Origin of the sequence: Mangrovimonas aestuarii, from assembly GCF_028767185.1 — a bacterium.
Lineage (GTDB): Bacteria > Bacteroidota > Bacteroidia > Flavobacteriales > Flavobacteriaceae > Mangrovimonas_B > Mangrovimonas_B aestuarii.
In genome coordinates this window covers 226,794-253,213 of record NZ_JARACK010000005.1, presented here as the reverse complement: position 1 = coordinate 253,213, position 26,420 = coordinate 226,794, and the positions used below count along the sequence as shown (strand labels likewise).

The following is a 26,420-nucleotide window of genomic DNA, read 5'->3' as shown; positions in this document are numbered from 1 at the left end:
TTTTAGATTTAGCTTAAATACTCTAAACCTATTTTAAAGACTAGACCACATAAAATAGCAAGGCCGAAACTTAACAGTGTTCCAATAAGGATGTATTCTGTTAGCTTTCGGTCTTTTGCTTTTGAGAGGTCTCCAAACCGGAATACCGATTTTGCAGCTAGAAGAAAACCAACTCCTTGCCAGTAGCCCATTATTATAAAACCAAAAATAAACAAGCGTTCTAATATGCCTATATAGGCCCCTGCATGTTTTAGGGAAGCGTCGTTATTTTCTTTGAGTTGCCATTTGTCGATAATCACTTTCATAATTATAGAAGATACCACTGTTGTACAAATTACTGCAGTAACAAAAAGAAGCACTTTAGGGCTGTACAGATTGTCAAGGCTCAAGGAGTAATTAGTATAGCCCTTAACTACTAAGGCAATAACCAAAAGGTGAGCCAATTGATCAAAAAAGAAAAGGTGCTGTCGATTAACTTTTTTGGTTAAGTAGATTTTAGCGAGGTCAATTCCAAAATGAGATAACACGATACATAGCATTCCAATCCAATATTTAAGGTTGAATTGAAATACTGCCAAAAGTGCAAGGGTGTGAATAGCTAAGTGCCAGTACAGGTATTTTGATTTAAACTTGTGTTTTTGTTTATGTGACACCCATTTTGATGGCTGAAACAGGAAATCACCAATAATATGTGCTAGAAAAAACTTTATAAATAGGATTAGCATAGGTCTTGTATTTGGGTTTGGTAGTAATGGAGCATTTTTTTTATTTCGTCATAGCCGGCACGTTTTAACCCTTCACTAATGTTGCTTTGTGATTTATTGAGCAGGCCTGCCAATTGTTGCTGATTATAATCTGGGTATTCTATAGTAGCCTTAACAATGGTGGAAGCAGTTGGAGTCCAATTGTCCATGGTCAATAAGGCTAGTTCTAACATAATATTGAGGGTGTTGTCAAAACTTACCTTTCCTGATTTTATGGCCAAGGTTGTCTTTTTTAGAGCTTCAAAACATTCGCCAGAGTTGATAAACGCCGAACCGTTTGATTCCGTTATCTTTTCAGAAACGTAATTTTTTTCGCCATAGCCAATAGCAATACGAGTGTCTATGGTTTTAAACTGTTTAATGGTAGCTTTAATTAATATAGCTGTTTCTAAGGCCTCTTCAGGGGTGACTTCCAATTGAAAACTGTCCCCACGATAAATTTCCCAATGTTTAGGTTCTTTTCCGTATCGGTTAAATACAGCCTTTAATGTTTCTAGCCATTCCTTAGGTTCTAAAACTCTAGAATTGATGATATCTCCCGTAATTATGCTTGTCATAAATACTTGCTTTAAATCAAATATATCTTGTTTTTAGCAGATATACAAAAATATCTATAAAATTACAGATATATTAAAATATATGATGCAGAGCAGATATTAATCATGTGTTTTGGTAAAAATAAATTCAATTTGATTGTCATCATCAGAAATAATGGCAACCATTTTATTGTATTTCAGCTCATAGTGAATGGTCTTGGGAAAATCGTTATCGGGATTATAACAGCTAAAAGATTTAGTTGATTGTTCTGTAAACTTAAAAATGATAGGAGAGTCGTTTACACCAGTAACTTCATAAACTAAGTTGTTTTCAAGAGTATAAATTTTCAAATGTTCTTTAAACACAGTGTCGTTAGCTTTTTGGGTAAACCCTAAGCCTGTGTAGTCCCCGTTTTTGCTTTTCGTCCATTGTTCATAGGTAATAGTTCCATTAGGATTGTTTTCCCGAACCCAATTTCCAATCAGCCAATCCAAATTAATATTCTGTTGCTGCGGTAGTGTAGCTTTTTGGGATAGTGTCAGTAGAAATCCGAGTAATAGCGTTTTCATTTTAAGAGCAAATTAATATTGCATTAAATTATCAAATTAGCTATAATTCTTCCATACAACTAATGTTATATTTTATATTTTTAAGCTCATGAAAAAGAATATTCTATTATTATCGGCATTGGCTGTTTTCTCTTGTAAAGAGGCTAATACCGATAAACAGCAGGGAAATGAAGAGGCAAATCAGGAAACAGTAGTTCAGGAGTCTCAGAACAATCAAAACGATATGAAGAAAGAAGATATCTATCAGTTTGCCGTAACTGATTTATACGGCAATGACTTTAAGTTTTCAGATTTAAAGGGTAAGAAAGTAATGGTTGTAAATACCGCTAGCGAATGTGGTCTTACGCCTCAGTATGAGCAGCTTCAGGAACTATATGATAATTTTAAAGATGACAATTTTGTAATTGTAGGATTTCCAGCTAATGACTTCGGGCATCAAGAACCTGGTACCGATGAGGAAATTGCCAAGTTCTGTAAGCAGAATTACGGAGTAACGTTTCCTATGATGAGCAAAATTTCTGTTAAGGGAGATGAGATGCATCCAGTGTATCAATTTTTGACTCAAAAATCAAAGAATGGGTATGAGGATTCTGAGGTAGAGTGGAATTTCCAAAAATATCTTATCAATGAGAATGGCCATGTAGTACGTGCGGTGTCTCCTAAAACCTTACCAATAGACGAATCTATTATTGAGTGGATTGAAAACTAGATGATGCATCGGAGATTACTGTGCTACGCTATAACTAATGACGATAGGAAAATTTATAAAGCTCTTTAAGATAGCTGTAACTGGTGAAGAACAAAACTTCACTTCGGGAAGCATCAGAAGGGCTATTTTTATGCTCTCTATTCCCATGATTTTGGAGATGCTTATGGAATCTATTTTTGCCTTGGTGGATATCATGTTTGTGTCTAGGGTGAGCGTGAATGCAGTAGCCACCATTGGATTGACCGAGTCGGTAATTACGCTTGTGTATGCCATAGCCATTGGGTTGAGTATGGCCGCTACAGCTGTAGTAGCTCGTAGAGTAGGGGAAAAGAATTATGAAGGCGCCTCGCAAGCAACGGTACAAGTTGTTTTCTTGGGAGTTGCAGTCTCACTTATAATCAGTGCAATAGGTGGTTTTTATCCCAAGGAAATTTTAGGGTTTATGGGTGCAGAACCAGATTTAATAGCCGAAGGCTACGGCTATACCCAAGTACTTTTTGGAGGGAATATTACGATCATGCTTTTGTTTCTTATTAATGCCGTTTTCCGAGGAGCAGGAAATGCATCCATTGCAATGTGGACGCTCATTCTTTCTAATGGATTGAACATTATTCTTGACCCTATTTTTATTTTCGGATTAGGGCCTGTCCCAGCTTATGGGGTACAGGGCGCTGCTATTGCCACAACTATAGGTCGTGGTACTGCTGTGGTGTTTCAGTTGATTGTACTGTTCTATGGTTGGGGAATTATAAAAATACGGGTAAGGGACCTAGTGTTGCGTTTCAATGTAATGTTGAACTTGATAAAAGTTTCGTTGGGAGGTATTGGTCAGTTTTTAATAGGAACATCCAGTTGGGTGATTTTAATGCGAATCATGTCGGAGTTTGGTAGTGAGGTTTTAGCTGGATATACTATCGCCATTCGGGTAATGATGTTTACACTGATGCCATCTTGGGGAATGAGTAATGCCGCAGCCACTTTGGTTGGTCAAAATCTTGGCGCTCAACAACCGGATAGGGCAGAACAATCGGTTTGGAAAACAGGGAAGTATAACGCTTATTTTATGGGGTTGGTCTCTTTGGTGTATTTGATTTTTGCTACTGAGATTCTCGAAATGTTCAATGCCCAGCTAGAGGTAATCAAATACGGATCGTTATGTTTAAGGATTATTGCTGCTGGTTATATTTTCTATGCCTACGGTATGGTAATCATTCAATCGTTCAACGGGGCAGGAGATACAAAAACGCCAACGTATATCAACTTTTTCTGTTTTTGGTTATTCCAGTTGCCTTTAGCCTATGTATTGGCTATTTGGTTAAGTTTAGGACCTGTAGGCGTATTTTCGGCTATAACCTTGGCAGAAGTGTCAATCGCTATTGTGGGAATGATTTGGTTTAGAAAAGGTAAATGGAAAACCATTACTGTTTAATGTGCAATCAACTTAAATAAAGAACAATGACAAACAAAAAACTAGGACTCAATACTATTTGCACCCATGTTGGGGGAGTAACCGACGAACAGTTTAAAGGAGCCGTATCGCCTATTTATATGTCAACTGTTTATGCTTTTCAGGATACCGATATTATGAGGTATCCAAGAGCATTTAATACCCCTAATCAGTCACATTTGGCTAAAAAGATAGCTATGCTTGAACAGGCCGAAGCAGCAATGTTGTTCAGTTCTGGGATGGCAGCGGTGAGCAGTACGTTTTTAACCTTTTTAAAAGCGGGAGACCATGTTGTTGTTCAGCAGCCTTTGTATGGCGGTACCCATCATTTTGTTAAGGAGACTTTAAGCAATTACGGTATAGAATTTACCTTTACCCAAAATAGTGATATTGATAGTTTTGAGCAAGTCATCAAACCAAATACGAAATTAATCCACATTGAAACCCCTTCAAACCCTTTGATGACTATTACTGACATTGCTGCAGTAGCGGCATTAGGAAAGGATAAAGGGGTAATTACAACTATAGACAACACTTTTGCGACGCCTATAAACCAAAACCCATTGGATTTTGGAATAGATATTGTTATCCATTCAGCAACCAAATATATGGGAGGCCATAGTGATATACAGGCTGGAGCCGTTGCTGCTAGTCAAGAACATATCAATGCCATTTGGCATGTGGCCAAGGATTTGGGAGGTAATTTAAACGACTTTACAGTTTGGCTTTTGGAACGCAGTATGAAAACTATGGGATTAAGGGTTAAAGCTCAAAACCGAAATGCCAAGAAGCTTGCCAAGTACCTTTATGAGCATGATGATGTTAAAGCTGTTTATTATCCGGGGTTAAAGTCACATCCACAGTATAATCTAGCCAAAGCACAATTGAAAGGCTTTGGAGGTATGCTTTCCTTTGAATTGGTAGATGGCTTGAATGCAGAATTGTTTTTAAAGTCCTTAAAACTGATTAAACCAGCTATGAGTTTGGCGGGAGTAGAAAGTACTATGCTATTACCGTCACAAACGTCTCATGCCTTATTAACTGCTTCAGAACGACAAGCTATTGGTGTGACAGATCAGTTGATACGATTTTCTGTAGGTATAGAATCGAAAACTGATTTAATGACAGATATTGAGCAAGCACTGCTACAAATAAAATAAGTTGTAATATTGTTATACAGTCCTTAACCAAAAAGGGAAATTTATAATCAACATATAATACTATGAAACTAGATATACTTGCCATTGGTGCACACCCAGACGATGTTGAATTAGGATGTGCTGCTACATTAGCCAAAGAAATTGCCAATGGAAAGAAAGTAGGGATTATCGATTTAACACGAGGTGAATTGGGAACTCGTGGTACTGCTGAAACCCGTGATGTTGAATCGGAAGAAGCTGCCAAGATTTTAGGAGTTACAATGCGTACCAATATGGAGTTTGCTGATGGGTTTTTCGTTAACGACCGTGAGCACCAAATGGAATTGATAAAGATGATTCGTAAGTACAAACCCGATATGGTATTGTGCAATGCGATTGACGATAGACATATTGATCATGCCAAGGGCAGTAAGCTGGTTAGCGATGCTTGTTTTTTAAGCGGGTTGATGAAAATAGATACCAAATGTGAGGATACCGATGGTTGGCAAGACCCTTGGAGACCCAAGCATGTTTATCACTATATTCAGTGGAAAAATATAGAACCAGATGTGGTTGTAGACGTTTCTGGGTATATGGAAAAGAAGATGGAAGCGGTTTTAGCTTATAAAACGCAATTTTTTGACCCAAAAAGTGAAGAGCCGGAAACACCTATTTCAAGTAAGAACTTTACCGATAGTATCATCTACAGGGCTAGGGATTTAGGACGCCTAATTGGCGCCGAATATGGTGAGGGATTTACGGTTGAAAGGTACGTGGCTGTTGAAAAATTAAGCGATTTGAAGTAAAATTTTTCAAAAAGGTTTTGCGATAAAAATTAATTCATTTACATTTGCACACGCAAACGCAAAATGGTGGTTGTAGCTCAGTTGGTTAGAGCGCTGGATTGTGGTTCCAGAGGTCGCCGGTTCGAACCCGGTCTTCCACCCAAAATAAAAGCAGATTCTAAATAGAATCTGCTTTTTTTGTGCGCTAAGGTTTCAGTTTCTTGTCTTTATCGCTTTAAATCATTTTAAAAATCCATACACTAACCATTAAGTATCCATATAAGTAGCTATACAGGTTCCGTACATACGTTTTAAAAAGTGATTGGTTTAGCTTGTATAAATCTCTCAAGTTAAAACAGTACTCGTTATATTTTAAAATCCAGATAGATTACCGTCAACTGGGTCAGAGGCTTCAATTATTATAAAGGCTATAGCAATTACTCCAACAGCTGTAAGAGCAACGTTGGCAACCGATCGCCCAGAATTTTTGTCGTTAACTGAAACTCTGTTAATTTTTTCTACCGGGATTTCTATATGATTATCCATTTTAAAAGTAGGGGGTGATTGTAAATACAAATGGACTTCGTTTAATGGTTCGGTTTTTTGCCTATTGTAACGATGAACCCTTTTTTTATCCCGCTGGCGTTTATAAATGTGATCACTATCAAGAGATTTTACAGTTCCTGATATTAGTTGGCTGTTATCGCTAATCACCATATTGTCAAGATGCCACAGTTGCTCTTCTGTATGAATTATGACATATTGATCCTGTTCGTTCAACTTTTTAATCTGTTCTGGTATTTGTTCTTTGCTTGTAGTGACATCTCGAACCGTATAATAAGAACATGATAGCGAAAAATTTAATGTGATAATGGCTAAAAAAAGTGAAATGGACTTCCTTTTTTGAGCTGATAAGTAGAATAAGGTTGGGAGTTTGGTATCTTTAGTCGATTTTGATTTCATAAGAGTGAAATTTTACAGCGATACACATTAATAATACAATGAACTTTCCCTAATATCTGGCAGGGTAATTTCCTTAATTTTATTTACATAAAATTAGATATTTAAAAGTAATCAAAATCCTAAGAGTGTAATGTTTTTATTAGCTTATCTGTAGGTTTTATCGATATTTACAATTTAGAGTTTTACTTTTTAGATGATAAATATCAATACAGCTTATCATGTCATTTTTGACTATTCCATACATTTATCATTAAGTAGGGATATCGTTGATGCCCTCAAAAACAAAAAAAAGTCCAGAACTATCTGGACTTTTTTCATCTTTAGGTTGCTTAGCATTTACAACGGAATATTTCCGTGTTTACGCTGTGGTCTTAACTCGGTTTTATCTTTTAGCATAGCAAAGGCTTTGATGAGTTTTCGTCTTGTATCGTGTGGTAGGATAACCTCGTCTACAAAACCGCGTTCAGCAGCACTGTATGGGTTCGCAAAAAGTTCGGCGTATTCGGCTTCTTTTTCTTTCCACTTGGCTTCTTTATCGTCAGCAGCTTTAATTTCCTTTTTAAAGATAATCTCAGCAGCACCTTTAGCTCCCATTACTGCAATTTCGGCTGTTGGCCAAGCAAAGTTCATATCGGCACCAATATGCTTAGAGTTCATTACGTCGTAAGCCCCACCGTATGCCTTTCTGGTAATAACCGTTACTCTTGGTACAGTAGCTTCACTTAATGCATAAAGCAATTTAGCACCGTGAACAATAATACCGTTCCACTCCTGATCGGTACCAGGAAGGAAACCAGGTACATCAACCAAAACCAATAAAGGAATATTAAAACAATCGCAGAATCTGGTAAAACGTGCAGCTTTCTTAGAGCTGTTTACATCCAATACACCTGCCAGTACCATTGGTTGGTTGGCGATAATACCAACGCTTCTTCCGCCGATTCTTGCAAATCCAACAATCATGTTTTCTGCATAATCCTTATGCACTTCATAAAAGGATTCGGTATCTATTATTCCGTTAATAACCTCATGCATATCATAAGGTTTGTTCGGGTTATCCGGTACAATACTGTTTAAAGACTCACGTACTTCATCTCCAAGTTCGTAAGGTAATAACTCTGGTGTTTCCTTATTGCTCTGTGGCAGATAGCTCAATAGGTTTTTAATGCTCTCTAAACACTCCACATCGTTGGCAGAGGTAACGTGAGCTACCCCCGATTTACTCGCGTGTGTACTAGCACCTCCAAGTTCTTCCGAAGTTACTTCCTCGTTGGTTACAGTCTTCACTACGTTAGGACCTGTTACGAACATATAACTTGAATCTTCAACCATAATGGTGAAATCGGTCATAGCAGGGGAGTATACCGCGCCACCGGCGCAAGGCCCCATAATGGCCGAAATCTGTGGGATTACCCCAGAAGCCTGTACATTTCTATAAAATATATCGGCATAACCACCAAGCGAGCGAACACCTTCCTGAATACGAGCTCCTCCAGAGTCGTTCAATCCAATAACAGGTGCTCCAACCTTAACAGCCAAGTCCATGATCTTACAGATTTTCTCAGCATGGGTTTCAGAAAGTGATCCACCAAAAACAGTGAAATCCTGAGCAAAAACATATACCAAGCGACCGTGAATGGTACCGTAACCTGTAATTACCCCATCACCATAAAACTTTTGATCTTCCATACCAAAGTCTTTAGTACGGTGTGTTACCAACGCACCTACTTCTTCAAAAGAACCTTCGTCCAATAAGTAGAGTACACGCTCACGAGCGGTAAGCTTCTTTTTGGCGTGTTGTTTATCAATCCTATCCTGTCCGCCACCAAGGTAGGCTTGGCTTAATTTATCTTCTAGAGATTTTATTTTAGAGTCCATAGTATGTTTACTACTTTTTAAATCTATTTATGTTTAGGTTCGTGTACTTAATACAATTATTGTGTGTTGGGAACACGAAGGGTTTGTTGGTCTTTTAGATATTGTTTCAGTGCCAACATGGCCGCAACTTTAGCTTCTTTTTCCTGATTGTCCTTAATCATTTCTGGCGTGTAATAACGCTTCACGAAATGGGTGTCGAAATTACCAGAGCAGAAGGCATCGTGTTGCATAACAAACTCTCCGAAAGGAAGTGTTGTTTCAATACCAACAACTTTGTAGTTGACGATAGCTTGACGCATTAATGCAATAGCTTCTTCACGGGTTTTTCCGTATGTAATCAATTTAGAAAGCATAGGATCGTAGTAAATAGGCACTACCATGCCTTCACGGTATCCGTTGTCCACTCGAATACCTTCACCTTTCGGTAGTTGGTAGGTATTTAATGTTCCCACACTCGGTAAAAAGTCATTTAATGGATCTTCAGCATAAACACGTAGTTCCATAGCATGCCCTTGTATGCTAAGGTCTTCTTGTGCTACGGGAAGGGTTTCTCCACGAGCTACACGAATTTGAAGTTCAACTAAGTCCATTCCTGTTATGCACTCTGTTACTGGGTGTTCAACCTGTAGACGGGTGTTCATTTCCAAGAAGTAGAAATTATGGTTTTCGTCCAATAGGAATTCCACTGTTCCAGCTCCCACATAATCACAAGCTCTGGCTACTTTTACAGCAGCCTGACCCATACGCTCTCTAAGCTCTGGGGTTAATACAGCCGAAGGAGCCTCTTCCACAACCTTTTGGTGACGACGCTGAATACTACACTCACGTTCAAATAAGTGGATGATGTTACCATGGGTATCGGCCATCACCTGAATTTCAATGTGTCTTGGTGAGCCAATGTATTTTTCTATAAATACAGAACCATCCCCAAAAGCTGAGGTTGCTTCACTAATAGCGCGTTGCATTTGCGATTCGAACTCAGCTTCGTTTTCAACCACACGCATTCCTTTTCCTCCTCCACCGGCAGAAGCTTTAATCAAAATAGGGAACCCTATTTCCTTGGCGATGCTCTTTGCTTTTTCAACATCAGTGATGGCTTCGTCAATACCTGGAACCATAGGAATATCGTAATCCTTAACAGCGTCTTTAGCTGCTAATTTACTACCCATAATTTTTATAGCGTGAGGTTTAGGACCTATAAAAGTGATGTTATTTTGTTCTACCGTTTCAGCAAACTGTGCATTTTCACTGAGGAATCCGTATCCTGGGTGAATACCATCGACATTTAATTCTTTGGCAACTTCAATAATTTTATCTCCCAAAAGGTAGGATTGGTTACTTGGTGCCTCACCAATACAAACGGCTTCGTCTGCAAAAGTAACGTGAGGTGCATTTCTGTCGACAGAGGAATATACGGCAACGGTTTTAATGCCCATTTTCTTTGCGGTTTGCATCACACGGATGGCAATCTCACCTCTGTTGGCTATCAATATTTTTTTCATTGAAAAAGTGCTTTTTCATTCCCTTGAATGAGGGAATCTATATTTTGAACTTCAAAGTATGTTATCTCTGAAGCTAGTTTTATTGTTCAAATTCTATTAATAATTGGTTTTTGTCCACCGCTTCACCTTGGGACACCGTAATGGATTTAATAACACCAGCTCTAGGAGATACAATGCTATTTTCCATTTTCATAGCTTCTAAAATAAGTAATGGATCATTTTCTGAAACTTCCTGACCAGCCGAAACCGAGATATCCAAAATAAGTCCAGGCATAGGAGCTTTGATATCCGTAACGGTTTTTGCCGCACCAATTGAGAAGCCCATTTCCTTAATTAGCATATCCAATTCATCAGCTAATTGTACTTCATATACATTATTGTTTACACTGATTTTGTAACTCTTATCAAGAATATTCGAATCGATGAGTTTTGCTTTATAGGCAGTGTGGTTTTCAAGGATATGGAATTCAGAACCTTCGGTATGTTGGACGTCCATATGTTGCATATCGACGTCTGTTAGGCTAAAGTCGTAGGTGTTGTTCACCTGGGCTTTAAAATGTTTTGCCATAGGGATTTTGATTAAATTTCGCTAAATATACAATGTTTTTGAGAGTTGACATAAGAGGTGAGAAGGAGGTTTGTTCAGTCTCTTACTTTTAAAAGAATCAATGTTGAGAAAAGAGAATAGATCGCTTTACTCATAGAAATAAGAAACTAGACTTTTTTAGAATCTTGAAAATTGTTGAGGTAAAATAAAGTGCAACAAGAAAAATTAAACCTTAAAATGTGAATTCTCTTGGTGCAGCTTTATTGCCTTTTGTGATAGGAATATGCCAAGAAAAAGAGAGATAAATGCTCCAGTGCTAATACCCGGAATAAAATCAATGAACAAGAAGAAATCGTATGAGCCATGAAAAATAGTGGCCAATAATAATCCCAATAGGTTTAAGGCTGCTTTATGTTTGGCAAACTTTGCCTTTCCCATAAAATAGCCCATTAGTATGGCGAAAGAAGCATGGGCAGGCACAGCGGTGAAGGCTCGAAGAAGAGCAGTTGTATATCCGCCTTCGATAACATAAAATATGTTTTCTGTAGCGGCAAACCCCATTCCTACCATAATTGTATACATAATGCCATCGTAAGGTTCGTTAAAATCCCTTTTGGGTTGGGCAAAATATCTAACAATAACATATTTGCTAAATTCTTCTGTGAGCCCCACAACAAAAAAGGCTTTGATGAACATCTGGAAAACACTGGCATGATCTAAGGGTAGTAGCTTGTCGTAAAAAATGTAAATGAGTGTGGTTATAAAAACACTAACAATAGCACCTAGTAAAAAGTTGTATAGCAGTAATAGTCTAGGTTCTTTTTCGTATTTATCTTTTGAATAGACATAGAAAATAATAATGCAGACAGGAGCTATTGCAGATATGAATAAGTTCATGGATTGAAAATAGTTAAAACTATGCTATTAAAATGCCTTTTGTATATTGTCCAGAACAATATTGTAGTAAGGGAGATTACTTGAAATAAAGTGACTGTTCGAAACACTGTGTTTTAAGAGGTTTTTAAACTCATCCACAGAAACTAGCTTTAAGGCTTCGACTTCCTCTTTTGAAAAGTTTAGTGTTTCAATATCTGCTTTTAGTTCAGATATAAACGTATGGTGGAATTCGTTGTCCTGTATGCCGTTTGGGTAGGATTGAAAGCAATCGTAAGCACCAATAAACTGGAGGTCGTTTTGGGTAATGGTATGCCCCAACTCTTCCCTTGTTTCCCGTAATGCTGCATCAATGACGGATTCTCCAGCATCAACATGACCAGCTACCGATACATCCCACAGCAACGGACAAATAGATTTTGAAGCGGCACGCTGAGCCAATAAGATTTGTTTGTCCTTGGTATAGAACCAAACATGAGCCGTGTTGTGGTAAAGCCCTTTTAAATGCGCTTCAGACTTTAAGGTGCTTTTTCCTGTTGGAGTTCCGTCTGGGTTTAAAATATCGATGTATTCGTCTTCCATATGAAAGGAGGCTGTCTAAAAAGCATGATAACAAACACTTTTGTCAGATTTAGCGAAGTCGAAATCATTGATAATCAAAAGAAAAATTATTCTCGACTAAGCTCGAATTGACATTAGAGACACTTTTTAGACAGCCACAACTATATTATTTAAAATAGCTAAATGTTTCTCCGTCTTCTATTTTTAATAGGGAGTTGTAAATCAACTTAATTACGTTTTCAACGTCATCACGGTGTACCATTTCTACTGTAGTATGCATATAGCGCAATGGTAATGAAATCAATGCACTGGCAACACCTCCGTTACTGTAAGCAAAGGCATCGGTATCGGTTCCTGTAGCGCGTGATAGAGCTGAACGTTGGAAAGGAATTTTATTTTCCTCAGCAGTATCGGTAATTAAATCGCGTAGTTTTTGCTGTACGGCAGGTGCATAGGCAATTACCGGCCCAAGTCCCAATTCCAAGTGACCTTCTTTTTTTCTGTCGATCATAGGAGTTGTTGTATCGTGGGTCACGTCGGTTACAATGGCAACATTAGGCTTAATAGTTTGCGTAATCATTTCGGCACCACGCAATCCGATTTCCTCCTGAACAGAGTTTGTAATGTACAGTCCGAAAGGTAATTTTTTCTTGTTTTCGTGCAACAAGCGTGCTACTTCGGCAATCATAAAACCTCCCATACGGTTATCTAACGCACGACAAACAAATTTATTACCGTTAAGGATATGGAATTCATCAGGGTAAGTGATAACACAGCCAACGTGCACCCCTAAATTTTCTACTTCTTCTTTTGTTTTACATCCTATATCAATAAAGATGTTCTCCAATTTAGGTGTTTCTTCCTTCGATTTGTCTCTGGTGTGGATTGCCGGCCATCCAAAAACACCTTTTACGATACCTTTTTTGGTATGGATGTTAACAATTTTACTCGGAGCAATTTGGTGGTCACTACCTCCGTTGCGGATAACATAAATTAATCCTTCATCAGAAATGTAGTTTACATACCAAGAAATCTCATCAGCATGCCCTTCAATTACCACTTTGTATTTTGCCTCAGGATTAATTACCCCAACAGCTGATCCGTATGTATCTGTAATAAACTCATCAACATAAGGTTTTAGGTAGTCCATCCATAACTTTTGGCCATCCCATTCGTACCCAGTTGGAGCTGCATTATTTAAATATTTTTCAAGAAAATCTAGTGATTTTTCGTTTAATATGCTTTCGTTTGCCATATTGTAAATTTTGAGACTAAATTAATAATATTAATAAGAATTTAAAGTTTTACAGATTGTTAATTATTAATTTTGGAATGATTTTAGCTCTAGAGTCACTATGAATTTTTTTCGACTGATATTATTATTAATTCCTACACTAACGCTATCTCAAACACCCGAGTTTAAAAAGGCTGTGATTGATAGTTTGGAGCAGGAGACCTACATCATTATTGAAGGCGATACGATTGTACATAACACAATTGATCTGAATGAAGTTATGTTATTACATGATTTGAAATTCGATAGCAAGGAGGATAGAATCCGTTACCTGATATTAAAACGAAAAACCCTTAAAGTATATCCTTATGCTAAACTGGCTGCCGATAGGTTGGAGGAGCTTCAATACCGTTTGGACTCTTTGGGCAGTAAGCGAGCAAAGCGTAAGTATACCAAAATGATTCAGGATTATTTGGAGGGGGAGTTTACCGATAAGCTTAAGAAAATGACCAGAACGGAAGGGCAGATACTTGTTAAGTTAGTACACCGTCAAACTGGTGAAACTGTGTTTGAGATAATTAAAGACCTAAAAAGTGGATGGAAAGCTTTTTGGAGCAATAATACCGCAGCGTTGTTCGATATATCCCTTAAAGCTGAATTTGATCCAGAGGATGTTAAAGAAGACTACCTGATAGAGGATATTTTACAACGGAATTTCCAAAACGGAAGACTAGTACGGCAGAAACCAGCTGTAGAGTTTGATTTTTATGAACTTACCGAAAAATGGTTGAATTAAGCTAATCACATTTATGGAACAGCAAACACCACGAGAAGAGCGTTTAAATGCAGGAACCCATGGATTGGGAGCCGTTCTTGGTGTTGTAGGGTTAGCCTTATTGCTTTATTTCAATTCCAATAAAACAGAATATAGTACGCTAAGTGTTGTGGTTTACGGTGTGTCGACCATTACTTTGTTTTTGGCTTCTACTATTTATCATAGTGTCAAAACACCCAAGCTGAAGCACTATTTCCGCATACTGGATCATATGAGTATTTACCTCCTTATTGCAGGAACCTATTCGCCCGTAACACTCATTGCTTTAAAAGGTAGTTTGGGTTATCCTTTGTTTTGGACGGTTTGGGGGATTGCTTTGGTAGGGATTGCTCTTAAACTGTTTTTTACAGGCAAATACGAGCTGTTTTCCCTTTTACTTTATGTTGCCATGGGATGGCTCATTGTTTTCGACTACACCAACCTTTCTCATGCCATAGGAGATAATGGTGTTTTTCTACTCTTTGCAGGAGGTTTGGCCTACACAGGAGGTATTGTGTTCTATGCTATAGAACGTATTCCTTATAACCATGTTATTTGGCATGGTTTTGTTCTGGCTGGGGCTTTGTCTCATTTCCTGATGATTTTTTTGTTTGTGATATAAAATAAGCCAATGTTCTTTTCCTAGATATGGGGGCTTAGGTCGGAAAGAGTTGATTGCCCATATTCTAACAGAAAAGTGGTCTAAATTCTAACTTCTAAAATCTAATTTACCCCTTTATCACATCCTTATACTCCTCAAAAAACGCTTCAAAAAGACTCATGGTACTATTAAAAAACACCATGGTGTCCTGCCAAGTATTTTTATTATGGATAGATACTTTTTGTTCCAGAGGCACATAGATTCTAGATATTTCCTTACCGTTTTCTAATAGGTGCTCTTCATCATAAATTACTTCCGGTAGGTAATCATCCATCAGAATGGATTTTAAGGCTACAAGTTTTTCCCAGTAATTGATTCTGTTTTCCAGATCGTCTTCAAGGTCTAGTGTAACGAACGCCTTTTTGGTATCGAAATAAAATTTAAAGCTTAAACCTTTCATTTTGGTATTATACAAAATCCACTTGCGCGGAAAGGATTTTCCGAAGCTGGTCCAAAATTCTTGTTTTAAACGTCTCGATTCCTCTTTACTGAACATAATCTTATATCAAATAGGCGACTATTACTCCCAAAATAATAGTTAGGAGTTTGGTAAGGTTAAACTTGTGTCCTTCACTACTTTCAAACAAAATAGTGGTGGAAATATGCAAAAATATACCTATTACGATAGCGTTGATGTAATAGAGGTAATGGGTTGCAATATCTGTATTGTTCGATATTAATGTACCCAATGGCGTCATCATCGTAAATAGGGCCAAAAAGGCAAATATCTGAACTTTGTTGTAATGGCTCTGATACAAGAAAGTGGTAATCAGCATGGCGATAGGAATTTTGTGTACCAAAATACCATACACCATATCGTTGTGGTGGTGGATAGGAAAACCTTCCAAGAAGCTGTGGATACACAAACTAATAAATAAGGCCCATGGAAAGGAGGTATCATGCTTATGTATGTGAACGTGACCATGTTCTGCCCCTTTGGAAAAAAACTCCAGTATAATCTGAATTAGAATACCGCACATGATAAACCCCCCTGTGCTTCTGGCGTTGAGGTGTTCATATACTTCAGGTAGCAGATCGAACAAGGTAAGTGCCAATAGAAATGCCCCACTGAAGGAGAGCAATAGTTTAGCGTGTTGTATTTTCTTTTCCTGGGTAAAGGCTACTAAAAGAAACCCTAGAACAACGGCCAATATGGGGAGAAGGTAATTTATCATTAACAGGTATTATTTGAAAATCATAACCAGACGTTCTGAGGTTTCTGGATGGAACTTTCTTAATTTATAATCTCCAAAAATATCTAAGAGGTATACACCGGCCTGTTCAAATAATCGTTCAAAATCCTCTAAGTGAAATGCTTTTACATGCTCCTGAAAGGCATAGGATTTACCTTCATATACAAAGTTAATATCTTTTATAATGTAGCCGTTTTCCATATAGCGTTTTTGGTTAAAGGTAATACCTTCAACTGTTTTAGAATCTTCTGCTATAAGATTGGCTTTTACATAGTCCACATTCATAAAGTCGATAACTCCAAAACCGAATTTGTTGAGGTCAGCCTTAATGGCTTTTATGGTGTTGAGGTTGTCTTCTTCCTGATCAAAATATCCAAAGCTGGTAAATAGGTTGAAAACTGCATCGAACTTTTGGTTAAACGGTTTACACATATCGTGAACCGTAAAATGTAGCGTTTCGTTTTCAAACTGCTTCGCATAGGCAACGCTATTTTTAGAAAGATCGACACCGGTAACATCGTACCCTAGGCTATTAAGGTAAATAGAGTGACGTCCGCGACCACAAGCCAAGTCCAAGATCTTACCACCTTCGGGAATATTAAGGTAATTGGTAAGGTTGTCCATGAACACATTCGCCTCAGCATGGTCTCTATCTTTATATAGGATATGGTAAAACGGGGTGTCGAACCAGGATTTATACCAAGTGGTATTGTCTTTTGTCATAGGAATGCGTGTAAGGGGACAAAAATAATTTATTTTTGCAATGTATTTAAAGCATAGTATGGAGAATAATTTTAAAATGGTGGCCAAAACCCTTTTCGGTTTTGAAGATTTATTAGCTAATGAACTGAAACAACTGGGAGCCATGGAGGTAACCCCAGGTATTCGTAACGTGAGCTTTGTTGGAGATAAAGGGTTTATGTATAAGGCCAACTTAGGACTGCGTACAGCCATTAAAATCCTTAAACCGATAAGAACGTTTAGAATCCGTAATGAAGAGGATCTGTACAAAACAGTTTACCAAATGCCTTGGGAAAAGTACTTGAAATCTACAGGTAGTTTGGCGATAGATGCTACGGTACACTCTCAGGTTTTTACCCATTCACAGTTTATTGCTTTAAAAACAAAAGACGCTATTGTAGATCGTTTCCGTAATAATACAGGAAAGCGTCCTGATGTAGATTTACGTTTTCCAGATTTGAAAATCAATGTGCACATAGACCGAAATTTATGTACCATTTCGTTGGATAGTTCTGGTGAATCGCTTCACCGTCGTGGTTATAAAACAGCGACTAATATTGCTCCCATAAACGAAGTGCTTGCCGCTGGGTTAATAATGCTTTCAGGATGGGACGGACAGAGTGATTTTATGGACCCCATGTGTGGTAGTGGTACTATTTTGGCCGAAGCTGCTATGATAGCCTGTAACATTCCACCAAACTTAATGCGTAAGGAGTTTGGGTTTGAGCGTTGGGAAGATTGGGATGTGGATTTATTTGAGACTATTGAAGAGTCGTTGCTAAAGAAAACCAGAGACTTTCATCATAAGATTATAGGTTACGACAAATCGCCATCCGCGGTTCGTAAAGCGAAAGACAATATCAAGAATGCTCATTTAGATGAGTTTATTACCATTAAACACGAAGATTTCTTTAAAACCCAAAAGGGTGGAGATGAGAAATTACATATGGTATTCAATCCACCTTACGGGGAACGTTTGAATATCGACCTACAGGAATTCTACAAAGATATAGGGGACACACTAAAACAGGGGTATCCTAATACGGATGCTTGGTTGATTACCTCAAACCTTGAAGCGCTTAAGCATGTAGGGTTACGTCCTTCACGAAAAATCAAGTTGTTTAATGCTAAGCTGGAATCCCGTTTGGTGAAGTATGAGATGTATGCTGGTTCTAAAAGGACGAAATTTCAGAAGTAAAGTAGTATTGAGATTTTAGTATTAAGTATTAAGATTTTGTGGTGCTTACAACAACCCTGTCCTTCGGACAACCCCTCCTTAAAAAGGAGGGACAGTGATTAACTCGAATAGAATAAAACCAAAGCCCTTCCATTAGCTAGGGGAAGGTGGCCGTAGGTTGGAAGGGGTTGCTCTTTGTATGTCATCTTGAGGAGGAGCTATCCCGACATAGGGATCTCATTTAAGGAAGTTGGAATCAAGTGCTATGTATGATGATGTTCGACTAATTTTTAATCAAAATCAATATGTCGGCATAAATTAGATTAACTTTGCAGGGTAATAATAAATGGCGCTATAAATAAGAATGTCATTTGTACAATCATTTATATGTCATTTAACTCTTTGGGCTTATCTCAAGCCTTAATAAAAGCCATTGGTAAACAAGGCTACACAACGCCATCACCAATACAACAAAAAGCAATCCCTTTAATTTTAGAAGGAAAAGATGTATTAGCATCTGCGCAAACAGGTACTGGTAAAACGGCAGGTTTCACTTTGCCTATGCTTCAAAAGTTGTCTCAAGCTCAGCCAATGCATAAACGACCAATTCGTGCCTTGGTTTTAACACCAACGCGAGAATTGGCTGCGCAGGTACATAATAATATAAAGGCATATAGTGAGTTTTTAGATATTCGTTCTGCGGTTATTTTTGGAGGTGTTAACCAAAAACCTCAAGTAGCCACAATTAGGAATGGTGTAGATGTGCTAATAGCAACACCAGGACGATTGATTGATTTACAGAGTCAAGGTTTATTATCGCTTGCTAAAATTGAGATTTTAGTTCTCGACGAAGCGGATAGAATGCTCGATATGGGCTTTTTTAGAGATATTAAAAAGATTATTAATTTAGTGCCAGCAAGAAGACAAAACTTGTTGTTTTCGGCAACCTTCTCCAAGGAAATTAAGAAACTAGCTGGAGAGTTTTTACACCATCCCGTTTTGGTTGAAGCAACACCGGAAAATTCTACGGTCGATGCCATCAATCAGAAAGTATATCGCGTTGCCAAAGGTTTAAAAACAGGATTAATTAATAAGTTAATTACTGATGGTAACTGGAAACAAGTTCTGGTGTTTACCAGAACCAAACATGGAGCAAACAAGCTCTGCAAAAAAATGATAAGCGCCGGTATTCCGGCAGCAGCCATTCATGGTAATAAAACCCAAGCTGCACGAACAAAAGCCCTAGCAGGATTTAAAAGCAATAAAGTTCGCGTTTTAGTGGCTACAGATATTGCTGCAAGAGGCTTGGATATTCCGTTGTTACCACATGTGGTAAATTTTGAATTGCCTAATATATCGGAAGATTACGTCCATAGAATAGGTAGAACAGGTAGAGCAGGAGCTAGCGGTGAAGCAATCTCTTTAGTAAGTGCCGATGAAACTACGTATCTAAGAGACATTGAAAAACTTGTTGGTTTAAAAATCCCTGTTGAGATTGTTGAAGGTTTTGAACCAGATCCTAATGCATCCACAGCACCAATTAAGCAAGGTCAAGGTGGCGGAAGAAACCAGCGAAGATCTAACAAACCAAAACCTCAAACCTCAAGAAGTTCTAGTGATAGGGTTAATTCTGGAAATAGTAGAAATACTAGCAGAAATAAAAGTGGAAACCGAAACCGCAATAAATAAATATTAATGAGTACACAACCTAATAACCCTTTGCATGGCATTAAGCTAGAACAGATGATTAATGATTTAGTAGACCGCTATGGGTGGGAATATTTAGGTTATAATATTAATATTCGCTGTTTTACTCACGATCCTTCTGTAAAATCCAGTTTGAAATTTTTACGTCGCACACCTTGGGCCAGAACAAAGGTTGAACAGATGTATTTAGAGATGCTTAAGAAACGGAGATTTAATAATTAATTTTTTGAGTATTTTGGGGCATACCCAATCACTAAAACCAGTAATAATTCCTTCTAAACCTAAAATGAACAATACGAAGTCCTTTCCAATTTGTTATTTTAAGGCGGGGGATAAGAAAAAAAGAAACCATAAAAACCCCTATCTTTAGGTAATTGTTGAAATTGACCAATTACAAATTAGCTCCTTAAAAAAGTTCCTGTTTTAAGGAGATAGTTTCAATAGTTATTCGCACTTCGTTATTCAAAATTCAATAGAGGGCTATGGCATACTTAAGACGTGGTTATAGTATGCAAAGCGCACCATACTAATTGCTAACCCCATGCTAACCTATACCTTACTTCTTAGAAACAGGATTTATGAGTGTCATCTTAAGGAGGCCAATAGGCCGACGCAAAGATCTGTTACTTTTAAAATGGAACCTTACACTGCACCGTCATTTCCTGTTTGGTGATGGGGTGTGTGAAACACAATTGTTCGGCGTGGAGGTGCAATCTGTTGGTTTTGGTGCCATAGAGATCGTCGCCAACAATAGGCGTTTTTAGTCCGTTGCTATGGGCGGCGTGTACGCGCAACTGATGGGTACGGCCTGTAACGGGGTAGAAGTAAACTCTTGTTTTTCCGTTTTCCTCACTTATTACCTTGTATTTTGTTTTGGCATGTTTCCCATGTTCGTAACAAACCAATTGTTGAGGTCTGTTATGGAAATCCACTCGTAAAGGGAGTTCTATTGTTCCTTCTTTTTCAGGAAGGATTCCGTCCAAAAGGGCAACATAACGTTTTTGAACACTACGCTCTATAAACTGCTTTTGTAACTGCTTATGTATTCTTTGGTTCTTGGCTACCAATAACAATCCTGAAGTTGACATATCCAAGCGGTGCACCAATAACGGACCTTTGGCATTAGGGATATATTGTCGCATTCTACTTTGTACAGATTCCTCAACGTTCCTTCCGGGAACGGACAAAAACTCATGGGGTTTGTTGATCAGCAACAAATGCTCGTCCTCAAAAATAACTTCCAGATTTTTAGGGGAAACTATAGCTTGTTCTATAGGGTTGTCTTCCACCAATAGTCCTTGCATCATATGACCTAAAATAGGTTCACATTTACTACGGCAAGACGGATAGAACTGTTTGTGTTTGCGTACTTGAGATTTTGGTGAGGCGCCCCACCAAAACTCTGCCATGGCAATTGGTCGCAATCCATTTTGATAAGCGTACTGAAACAATTTAGGCGCAGCACATTCTCCAGCACCGGCAGGAGGGATGGGGAAGGTGGCCGAATTGAAAATATCCAAAAGGTGTTTGGTCTTTCCCTCGGCATTTAAAAACTTATACTGCTCGTGTAGCCCTTTCTGTAAGGAAGCGGACAGCATAGCGCGTTCTATTTTTAAGTCCTCCAAAGGTTGCATGGCAACCTTAAGTGTTGCTTCGGCCTGATGTATTTTTTCGTCCCATTCACGTTTAAGGTGTTTTAAACGCATATGGTAACTGATACTCTGACTTTTAAGTGACTCTTCCAAAGCTTCAAATTCTGCTGCGGTTAAAGTGTCCTTAGCGGCTTCACGTTGTTGTTTGCGTTCTTGTTTGGCTTTTTTAACAATGGTCTTAAAGGCGCTTATATCACTTTCTGAGCTTGCTTTACAGGTTTCCAAAGCTACTTTGGCCTGTTGTATGCTGTTGCAGTTTTCCAAAGCCTCGATCTCTCGGTTAAAGGCATTTAATTTTGCTTCTCCCTTTTTGTAAAACCCCTCTTGGTTAAGGGTGTTGTAAATAGGAGGGACAAAGCCTGCTAGATCGTTGCTGTCTGCCAGTTTTCCGGAAAAGGCAGCCAAATATCCCAATTCTCCATGCGAGTTTTTTACTACCATGACGCCGAACATCTTTCCAATGGGAAGCCCAGCAGCATTGGGATCTAGCCCAAAATTATGTTCGAACTCGGTTTGGGTCTCCAAATAGGCTTGTAAATCTTCTGCTGCCTGCATGCTTAAGGCATGTGGCTCATAATAAAACGGAAAGGTAAACCGCTCAGGCAAAGTTACCTCAGAGGTGTTTGCAAACGGATGAAATAGCGATGTACAATATTGAGACATAGGTACTTTGAAAAATCGCTGCAAAGGAACAAAATATTCTTGGGAATAGTATGGTGATTAGGATAGGGTTAACTGTTTTATTGTGAGGAAAAACAAAATGGTCTAAGTGCTTGTTTTCCATTTTATTATTTCGTTCTTGGTGTTTTTTGCTAACAATTTTATTTGATTAAATCGTATTAGACCTTCTTTCTGTTTTCCTCTAATTTGGTAGAACTTTATTGATTCACCATTTTTTTCTTCAGGGTATTTAAAAAGTATATAAAAGGAATCAACTGTCTTGTTGTTTAAGGTGAAAAAATCACTGAGTTCATTGTTGTGAAGAACATTTTTAAAATGTTCAATAAGAGAATCGGAAGGAGCGTTAGGTGTATTTTTTAAATTTTCTAGTAGATTAGTCAATTTATGATTTTTTCCAACTAATTCACCTCCACAATGAATAATCAACCCTTTTAGAATTAGTTCTATTCCATGGAAAAAGTTGAAAAGAATAGGAATACCAATGTTCAGGTCATTCCATTTCGTTCGTTCCGCAAATTCTAATTCAGCATCTTCATCTGATAAGTTTCCATCCATGAATATTGATGTAGCATTTCCTTGCTTATTCATTTCTTCAATTGCATTAATAGATAATTGAAGGAAATTAAAGCCTATTGAAGTAAAATTTGTTCCTTTCATTTTGAATTGGTCATAACTTGGAGTTAAACTATTTCCTGAGAGTTGTTTTTTTAAGAAAGTTTTACTTGACCTACAATATAGCCGATACCCCTTATTAATGGTCAATAGATTCCTTAAATAATTAATAGGAGGTTATTAATGCGAATGCCCCAAATGGCCATTTTTGGATTTGATTGCCTTTAATGCATACACCATTGGGATTTTGTTTTCGAGATGTTTTATACGGTATTTTCCAGGACTATATTCTTCGGTATGGTTAAAACAGTTGTAAGGAGAGTAATCGAACTCTTTAAATTGCTTTAATTCCAGCCTATGGTTTATGAGGGCTTGCAGTACTTCAGCTAAACCGTGGTTCCAACACACATAGTTGTGTTGTGCAGTAGAGGAGGTATCGGCGTAGGTGCCCGTTTCCTGTCCGCTTATGGTTTCTTTATTATCGTAGTTGTAGGCTATTGTATTAAAGTCGTCATCGAACATCCATACTACGGGGTGAAATTCAACGAAAACAAAGGTCCCTCCGGGTTTTAGGAATTGTGATACAATATTAGCCCATTTATCCAGATCGGGCAACCACCCAATGGTGCCATAGCTGCTAAAAACTATATCGTAGGTTTTGTTTAAATGGTTAGGAAGTTCGTATAGGTCACAACAAACAAACTCTGCGTTGAGGTTTATTTCCTCGGCAAGGTTTTTAGCAGCATCAATAGCTTTGTCTGAAAGATCTACTCCGGTTACCTGAGCACCCATTCTTGCCAACGACAAGGTGTCTTGCCCGAAATGGCATTGTAAGTGTAATATACTTTTCCCGCTAACATCTTCTAATAGTTCCTGTTCTATAGACTTTAATGAGGATTCTCCTTTTTTAAACCCTTCAAGATTGTAAAAATTCGATTTTAGGTGACTGCCTACTTTATTGTTCCAAGCTGTTTTGTTGATATTGATGTAGTCTTTCATGGATTTATCCCTTTTGGCATTCTAAATTTAATAACAAACGAGGACATAATAGTTAAGGAGGCAATAAGTAAAATAGCGTATTCAATGCCAAATATATCGGCTGTAATTCCTGAAACTATTGCTCCAAAAGCATAGCCTAGATCGCGCCAAAGTCTGAATGTTCCAATACTTTCTGCCCGCTGTTTTGGACTGGTGGCTTCGGCAATTGTTGCCAAAAAGGTGGGATATACCAATGCTGTACCAAGCCCTAGAGTAGCTGCTAATGTTGCCAGTGTCCAGAAATGACTGGTATATGGAATAAATAAAATGGCCACACCTTGAAACAGCATACCCCAAAACAGCATACCTTTTTTAGAGTAATGATCTGCCATTTTCCCGGTGAACAATTGTCCAATTCCCCATACGGTAGGGTAAATGGCTGTAATGACTCCAATTTTTTCAGTATTAAAGCTAATGTTAGCTAAAATAATTGGTAAAAGTCCCCATATCATTCCGTCGTTAAGGTTGTTGATTAGTCCGGCTTGAGTGACAGAACTAAGGGTTTTGTTTTTAAAGGTAGTTTCCATAAATACATTTCCAAGCTGTTCTGATTTGTTGGTTTTGCTTTCGTGCTTAACAAACCCTCGTGTGTCCCTAACCCAAAGTACAGTTAGTAGGAAACCTATAATAGAAATGCCTATACCTATATAAAAAGGGTAGGGTGTAATACCGTAAGCATTAGCAATATATCCGGAAAGAAAGGCTACTAGCCCAACAGCAAAATATCCAGCAAATTCATTGAGACCCATGGCAAAACCACGATCCTTTTCTCCAACTAAGTCTATTTTCATCACTACAGTGCTGCTCCAAGTCAATCCTTGGCTAATACCCAATAACACATTGGCAAAAATCACCCAACCCCAACCATTGGATAAAATAAGTAGAAAAGGCACCGGAATAGCAATAAACCAACCTAAGAGCAATAAATTGCGTCTCCCAAGTTTATTGGCCAGTTTACCAGTATAATAATTGGCCAGAGCTTTAGAGATTCCAAAAGCGGTGATAAAGGAAAGAATTGCTGTTTTGGAAGCGACACCAAATTCCGATTCAGCAAATTCAGGAAAAATTGTACGTTCCATACCAACCATACCGCCCACAAAAGCGTTTACAATGACAAGTAGGGTGAACTGTTTCCAATTTTCTTTAAGGCCAAGTTGAATGGGCTTATGCTTAGTCATATATAGTTGGATAGTTAGTAGGTTTTTTCAGCCCCAAATATAGAAGATAATAGTTAATATATCACCTCACCGACTTTGTAGGGGTTTATAGTCGGTTAGTTGTGAAGAGAAAAGTGTTTTTTTACTCTATTATATATGATTGGTGTTAAATAAGCTGATTGTCTAGATGACATTATGATTTGAGGCTTTAAACGCTTGTATGTCATGTTTTTAGTTTGGGTTATTCAATGTTGTTATTCGATATTTCCCTAAATTTATAGGAACAAACTTCTCTATATGTATCGATTGAAACTACTTTTCTTAATCTTATCGATTATAATAGTTTCCTGTAAGCAAAAGGATAAACAACAGGTTGCTGCAATAACGCCCATTAATGTTGTGGCTGTTAAAACACAGGAAGTACCAATTTATAAAGAATTTGTAGGGCAAGTTTACGGTATAAAGGATATTCCCATTAGGGCACGTGTTGACGGGTTTCTGGAAGGTGTTTATTTTGATGAAGGTAGCCGTGTAAAAAAAGGGGAGTTGCTTTACAGTATAGATCCCCAACCATTTCAAGCAGAAAAATCAGCACGGCAAAGTGAGGTATCTGAGGCTAGAATATTATTAGCAAAAGCTAAAAGCGACTACAATAGGATAAAGCCTTTAGCTGATTTGAATGCTGTTAGTAAAAGTGATCTTGATGCAGCTACAGCCCAAAGGGATGCTGCCCAGGCACAGCTTCAAGCCGCCCTTGCAGGATTGGAAATTTCTGAAATTAACTTAGGATATTGTAAAATTTATGCGCCTTTAAGTGGAATAATAGGAAAAACATCTGCAAGGGTAGGAGAGTACGTTGGTAAACAACCCAATCCGGTAATCCTTAATACAGTTTCGGATATTGACACGGTTAGAGTTCAATTTTTTCTGTCAGAATCAGAATATCTTAATTTTATGAAACGGTTTATCCGTGAAAGCGGTGACTCCGAGGAAAAATTTAAGGCCTTAACCAGTAAGCAGATTTTAGAGTTAATTCTTTCAGATAACTCTATTCATAAATATAATGGGCATCTAGACTTTATTGATCGTAATATTGATCCTAATACTGGATCTATATTAATTCAAGCATCATTTCCTAATCCAGACAGGCTAATTCGTCCAGGTCAATTTACAAAAGTGAGGGCACTTGTAAAGGATAGAGAGAATACGATTTTGATCCCTCAAAAGGCAGTCAAGGAAATTCAAGGTCAGTTTATGGTTTTTGTGGTCGGTGCAGACGGGGTAGTCGAGACAAGAAATATAGAAGTGTTCAGAAATTATAAAGATTACTTTATTGTCGAAAAAGGTCTTCGGCCAGGAGAACAAGTGGTGATTGATGAAGTTCAAAAAGTAAGATCTAAAATGAAGGTTGCTCCTAATTTAATAGAGTATCAAACTAAGGTGGAAAACTAATTTAAA

At 37.9% G+C, this 26,420-nt stretch carries 27 protein-coding genes and 1 tRNA gene; 11 read left to right on the top strand and 17 right to left on the bottom strand.

Going from position 1 to position 26,420, the window contains the following annotated elements; all coding sequences use genetic code 11:
* Positions 1 to 8: 8 nt before the first annotated feature.
* The 3 genes from PWU04_RS08625 to PWU04_RS08615 all read right to left on the bottom strand — a co-directional run bounded on the left by PWU04_RS08625 (position 9) and on the right by PWU04_RS08615 (position 1,870).
* Positions 9 to 725 carry a DUF3307 domain-containing protein gene (locus PWU04_RS08625; RefSeq protein ID WP_274475642.1) on the bottom strand — a complete coding sequence of 239 codons (717 nt, stop codon included), beginning with the start codon at positions 723 to 725 and terminating at the stop codon, positions 9 to 11.
* A complete protein-coding gene (locus tag PWU04_RS08620) occupies positions 719 to 1,321 on the bottom strand; it encodes a transcriptional regulator (protein ID WP_274475641.1) in 603 nt (200 codons plus the stop codon). The genes PWU04_RS08625 and PWU04_RS08620 overlap by 7 nt, the downstream gene beginning before the upstream one ends.
* A 99-nt stretch (positions 1,322 to 1,420) precedes the next feature.
* Positions 1,421 to 1,870 (bottom strand): DUF6265 family protein, encoded by a 450-nt coding sequence (locus tag PWU04_RS08615; RefSeq protein WP_274475640.1) that lies wholly within the window; start codon positions 1,868 to 1,870, stop codon positions 1,421 to 1,423.
* Positions 1,871 to 1,958: 88 nt separating this feature from the next.
* Between PWU04_RS08615 and PWU04_RS08610 the strand changes: the two genes are divergently transcribed.
* From PWU04_RS08610 to PWU04_RS08590, 5 genes are all read left to right on the top strand, one after another.
* On the top strand, positions 1,959 to 2,579 hold the full coding sequence (locus tag PWU04_RS08610) for a glutathione peroxidase (RefSeq protein WP_274475639.1): 621 nt from the start codon (positions 1,959 to 1,961) through the stop codon (positions 2,577 to 2,579).
* Positions 2,580 to 2,616: 37 nt separating this feature from the next.
* Entirely contained in the window at positions 2,617 to 4,008 is a 1,392-nt protein-coding gene (locus PWU04_RS08605) for an MATE family efflux transporter (RefSeq protein WP_274475638.1), read from the top strand.
* A 26-nt stretch (positions 4,009 to 4,034) separates the two neighbouring features.
* Entirely contained in the window at positions 4,035 to 5,186 is a 1,152-nt protein-coding gene (locus PWU04_RS08600; protein WP_274475636.1) for a trans-sulfuration enzyme family protein, read from the top strand.
* A 62-nt stretch (positions 5,187 to 5,248) separates the two neighbouring features.
* Complete coding sequence (gene bshB1 / locus PWU04_RS08595; RefSeq protein ID WP_274475634.1) at positions 5,249 to 5,971, top strand: bacillithiol biosynthesis deacetylase BshB1; 723 nt, start codon at positions 5,249 to 5,251, stop codon at positions 5,969 to 5,971.
* Between the two features lie 65 nt (positions 5,972 to 6,036).
* A tRNA-His gene (locus PWU04_RS08590) sits at positions 6,037 to 6,112 on the top strand.
* 210 nt (positions 6,113 to 6,322) lie between these two features.
* Here PWU04_RS08590 and PWU04_RS08585 read toward each other — a convergent pair.
* From PWU04_RS08585 to PWU04_RS08555, 7 genes are all read right to left on the bottom strand, one after another.
* On the bottom strand, positions 6,323 to 6,913 hold the full coding sequence (locus PWU04_RS08585) for a hypothetical protein (protein WP_274475633.1): 591 nt from the start codon (positions 6,911 to 6,913) through the stop codon (positions 6,323 to 6,325).
* A gap of 336 nt (positions 6,914 to 7,249) precedes the next feature.
* Positions 7,250 to 8,791 carry an acyl-CoA carboxylase subunit beta gene (locus PWU04_RS08580; RefSeq protein ID WP_274475632.1) on the bottom strand — a complete coding sequence of 514 codons (1,542 nt, stop codon included), beginning with the start codon at positions 8,789 to 8,791 and terminating at the stop codon, positions 7,250 to 7,252.
* 56 nt (positions 8,792 to 8,847) lie between these two features.
* Positions 8,848 to 10,293, bottom strand: a complete 1,446-nt coding sequence (gene accC, locus PWU04_RS08575; RefSeq protein ID WP_274475631.1) for an acetyl-CoA carboxylase biotin carboxylase subunit — start codon at positions 10,291 to 10,293, stop codon at positions 8,848 to 8,850.
* A gap of 79 nt (positions 10,294 to 10,372) precedes the next feature.
* The gene (locus tag PWU04_RS08570) at positions 10,373 to 10,861 is read right to left on the bottom strand and encodes an acetyl-CoA carboxylase biotin carboxyl carrier protein subunit (protein ID WP_274475630.1); all 489 of its coding nucleotides are present in this window, start codon (positions 10,859 to 10,861) and stop codon (positions 10,373 to 10,375) included.
* Positions 10,862 to 11,065: 204 nt separating this feature from the next.
* Positions 11,066 to 11,737: a PrsW family intramembrane metalloprotease gene (locus tag PWU04_RS08565; RefSeq protein WP_274475628.1), complete on the bottom strand. Its 672-nt coding sequence runs from the start codon at positions 11,735 to 11,737 to the stop codon at positions 11,066 to 11,068.
* A 27-nt stretch (positions 11,738 to 11,764) separates the two neighbouring features.
* A complete protein-coding gene (locus PWU04_RS08560; protein ID WP_274475626.1) occupies positions 11,765 to 12,316 on the bottom strand; it encodes an NUDIX hydrolase in 552 nt (183 codons plus the stop codon).
* A gap of 145 nt (positions 12,317 to 12,461) precedes the next feature.
* Positions 12,462 to 13,550, bottom strand: a complete 1,089-nt coding sequence (locus tag PWU04_RS08555; RefSeq protein ID WP_274475625.1) for a M42 family metallopeptidase — start codon at positions 13,548 to 13,550, stop codon at positions 12,462 to 12,464.
* Between the two features lie 100 nt (positions 13,551 to 13,650).
* On the opposite strand from PWU04_RS08555, the gene PWU04_RS08550 reads away from it, so the two are divergent.
* Together PWU04_RS08550 and trhA are read left to right on the top strand one after the other, a co-directional pair.
* A complete protein-coding gene (locus PWU04_RS08550) occupies positions 13,651 to 14,325 on the top strand; it encodes a DUF4294 domain-containing protein (protein WP_274475624.1) in 675 nt (224 codons plus the stop codon).
* A 13-nt stretch (positions 14,326 to 14,338) separates the two neighbouring features.
* Positions 14,339 to 14,965, top strand: a complete 627-nt coding sequence (trhA, locus tag PWU04_RS08545; protein WP_274475622.1) for a PAQR family membrane homeostasis protein TrhA — start codon at positions 14,339 to 14,341, stop codon at positions 14,963 to 14,965.
* A 106-nt stretch (positions 14,966 to 15,071) separates the two neighbouring features.
* Here the strand turns inward: trhA and PWU04_RS08540 are convergent, their stop codons facing one another.
* Genes PWU04_RS08540 through PWU04_RS08530 form a run of 3 tightly spaced genes read right to left on the bottom strand, consistent with a single transcriptional unit; the run spans position 15,072 to position 16,920 of the window.
* On the bottom strand, positions 15,072 to 15,500 hold the full coding sequence (locus tag PWU04_RS08540; protein WP_274475621.1) for a DUF4268 domain-containing protein: 429 nt from the start codon (positions 15,498 to 15,500) through the stop codon (positions 15,072 to 15,074).
* Between the two features lie 4 nt (positions 15,501 to 15,504).
* Positions 15,505 to 16,179 carry a ZIP family metal transporter gene (locus PWU04_RS08535; protein WP_274475620.1) on the bottom strand — a complete coding sequence of 225 codons (675 nt, stop codon included), beginning with the start codon at positions 16,177 to 16,179 and terminating at the stop codon, positions 15,505 to 15,507.
* Positions 16,180 to 16,188: 9 nt separating this feature from the next.
* A complete protein-coding gene (locus PWU04_RS08530; RefSeq protein WP_274475618.1) occupies positions 16,189 to 16,920 on the bottom strand; it encodes a class I SAM-dependent methyltransferase in 732 nt (243 codons plus the stop codon).
* Positions 16,921 to 16,978: 58 nt separating this feature from the next.
* On the opposite strand from PWU04_RS08530, the gene PWU04_RS08525 reads away from it, so the two are divergent.
* The 3 genes from PWU04_RS08525 (at position 16,979) to PWU04_RS08515 (ending at position 20,044) form a co-directional block, all read left to right on the top strand.
* Positions 16,979 to 18,136, top strand: a complete 1,158-nt coding sequence (locus PWU04_RS08525; protein WP_274475616.1) for a THUMP domain-containing class I SAM-dependent RNA methyltransferase — start codon at positions 16,979 to 16,981, stop codon at positions 18,134 to 18,136.
* Between the two features lie 366 nt (positions 18,137 to 18,502).
* Positions 18,503 to 19,804 carry a DEAD/DEAH box helicase gene (locus tag PWU04_RS08520; RefSeq protein ID WP_274475615.1) on the top strand — a complete coding sequence of 434 codons (1,302 nt, stop codon included), beginning with the start codon at positions 18,503 to 18,505 and terminating at the stop codon, positions 19,802 to 19,804.
* Between the two features lie 6 nt (positions 19,805 to 19,810).
* Complete coding sequence (locus tag PWU04_RS08515; protein ID WP_274475613.1) at positions 19,811 to 20,044, top strand: VF530 family protein; 234 nt, start codon at positions 19,811 to 19,813, stop codon at positions 20,042 to 20,044.
* Between the two features lie 407 nt (positions 20,045 to 20,451).
* Here the strand turns inward: PWU04_RS08515 and PWU04_RS08510 are convergent, their stop codons facing one another.
* The 4 genes from PWU04_RS08510 to PWU04_RS08495 form a co-directional block, all read right to left on the bottom strand.
* Positions 20,452 to 22,137 carry an RluA family pseudouridine synthase gene (locus PWU04_RS08510; protein WP_274475611.1) on the bottom strand — a complete coding sequence of 562 codons (1,686 nt, stop codon included), beginning with the start codon at positions 22,135 to 22,137 and terminating at the stop codon, positions 20,452 to 20,454.
* Positions 22,138 to 22,239: 102 nt separating this feature from the next.
* Positions 22,240 to 22,812 carry a HEPN domain-containing protein gene (locus tag PWU04_RS08505; protein ID WP_274475610.1) on the bottom strand — a complete coding sequence of 191 codons (573 nt, stop codon included), beginning with the start codon at positions 22,810 to 22,812 and terminating at the stop codon, positions 22,240 to 22,242.
* Between the two features lie 135 nt (positions 22,813 to 22,947).
* A complete protein-coding gene (locus tag PWU04_RS08500) occupies positions 22,948 to 23,766 on the bottom strand; it encodes a class I SAM-dependent methyltransferase (RefSeq protein ID WP_274475609.1) in 819 nt (272 codons plus the stop codon).
* Positions 23,763 to 24,983 carry an MFS transporter gene (locus PWU04_RS08495; RefSeq protein WP_274475608.1) on the bottom strand — a complete coding sequence of 407 codons (1,221 nt, stop codon included), beginning with the start codon at positions 24,981 to 24,983 and terminating at the stop codon, positions 23,763 to 23,765. Before PWU04_RS08495 ends, PWU04_RS08500 begins: the two co-directional genes overlap by 4 nt.
* 276 nt (positions 24,984 to 25,259) lie before the next feature.
* Between PWU04_RS08495 and PWU04_RS08490 the strand changes: the two genes are divergently transcribed.
* Entirely contained in the window at positions 25,260 to 26,414 is a 1,155-nt protein-coding gene (locus tag PWU04_RS08490) for an efflux RND transporter periplasmic adaptor subunit (RefSeq protein ID WP_274475607.1), read from the top strand.
* Positions 26,415 to 26,420: the final 6 nt, after the last annotated feature.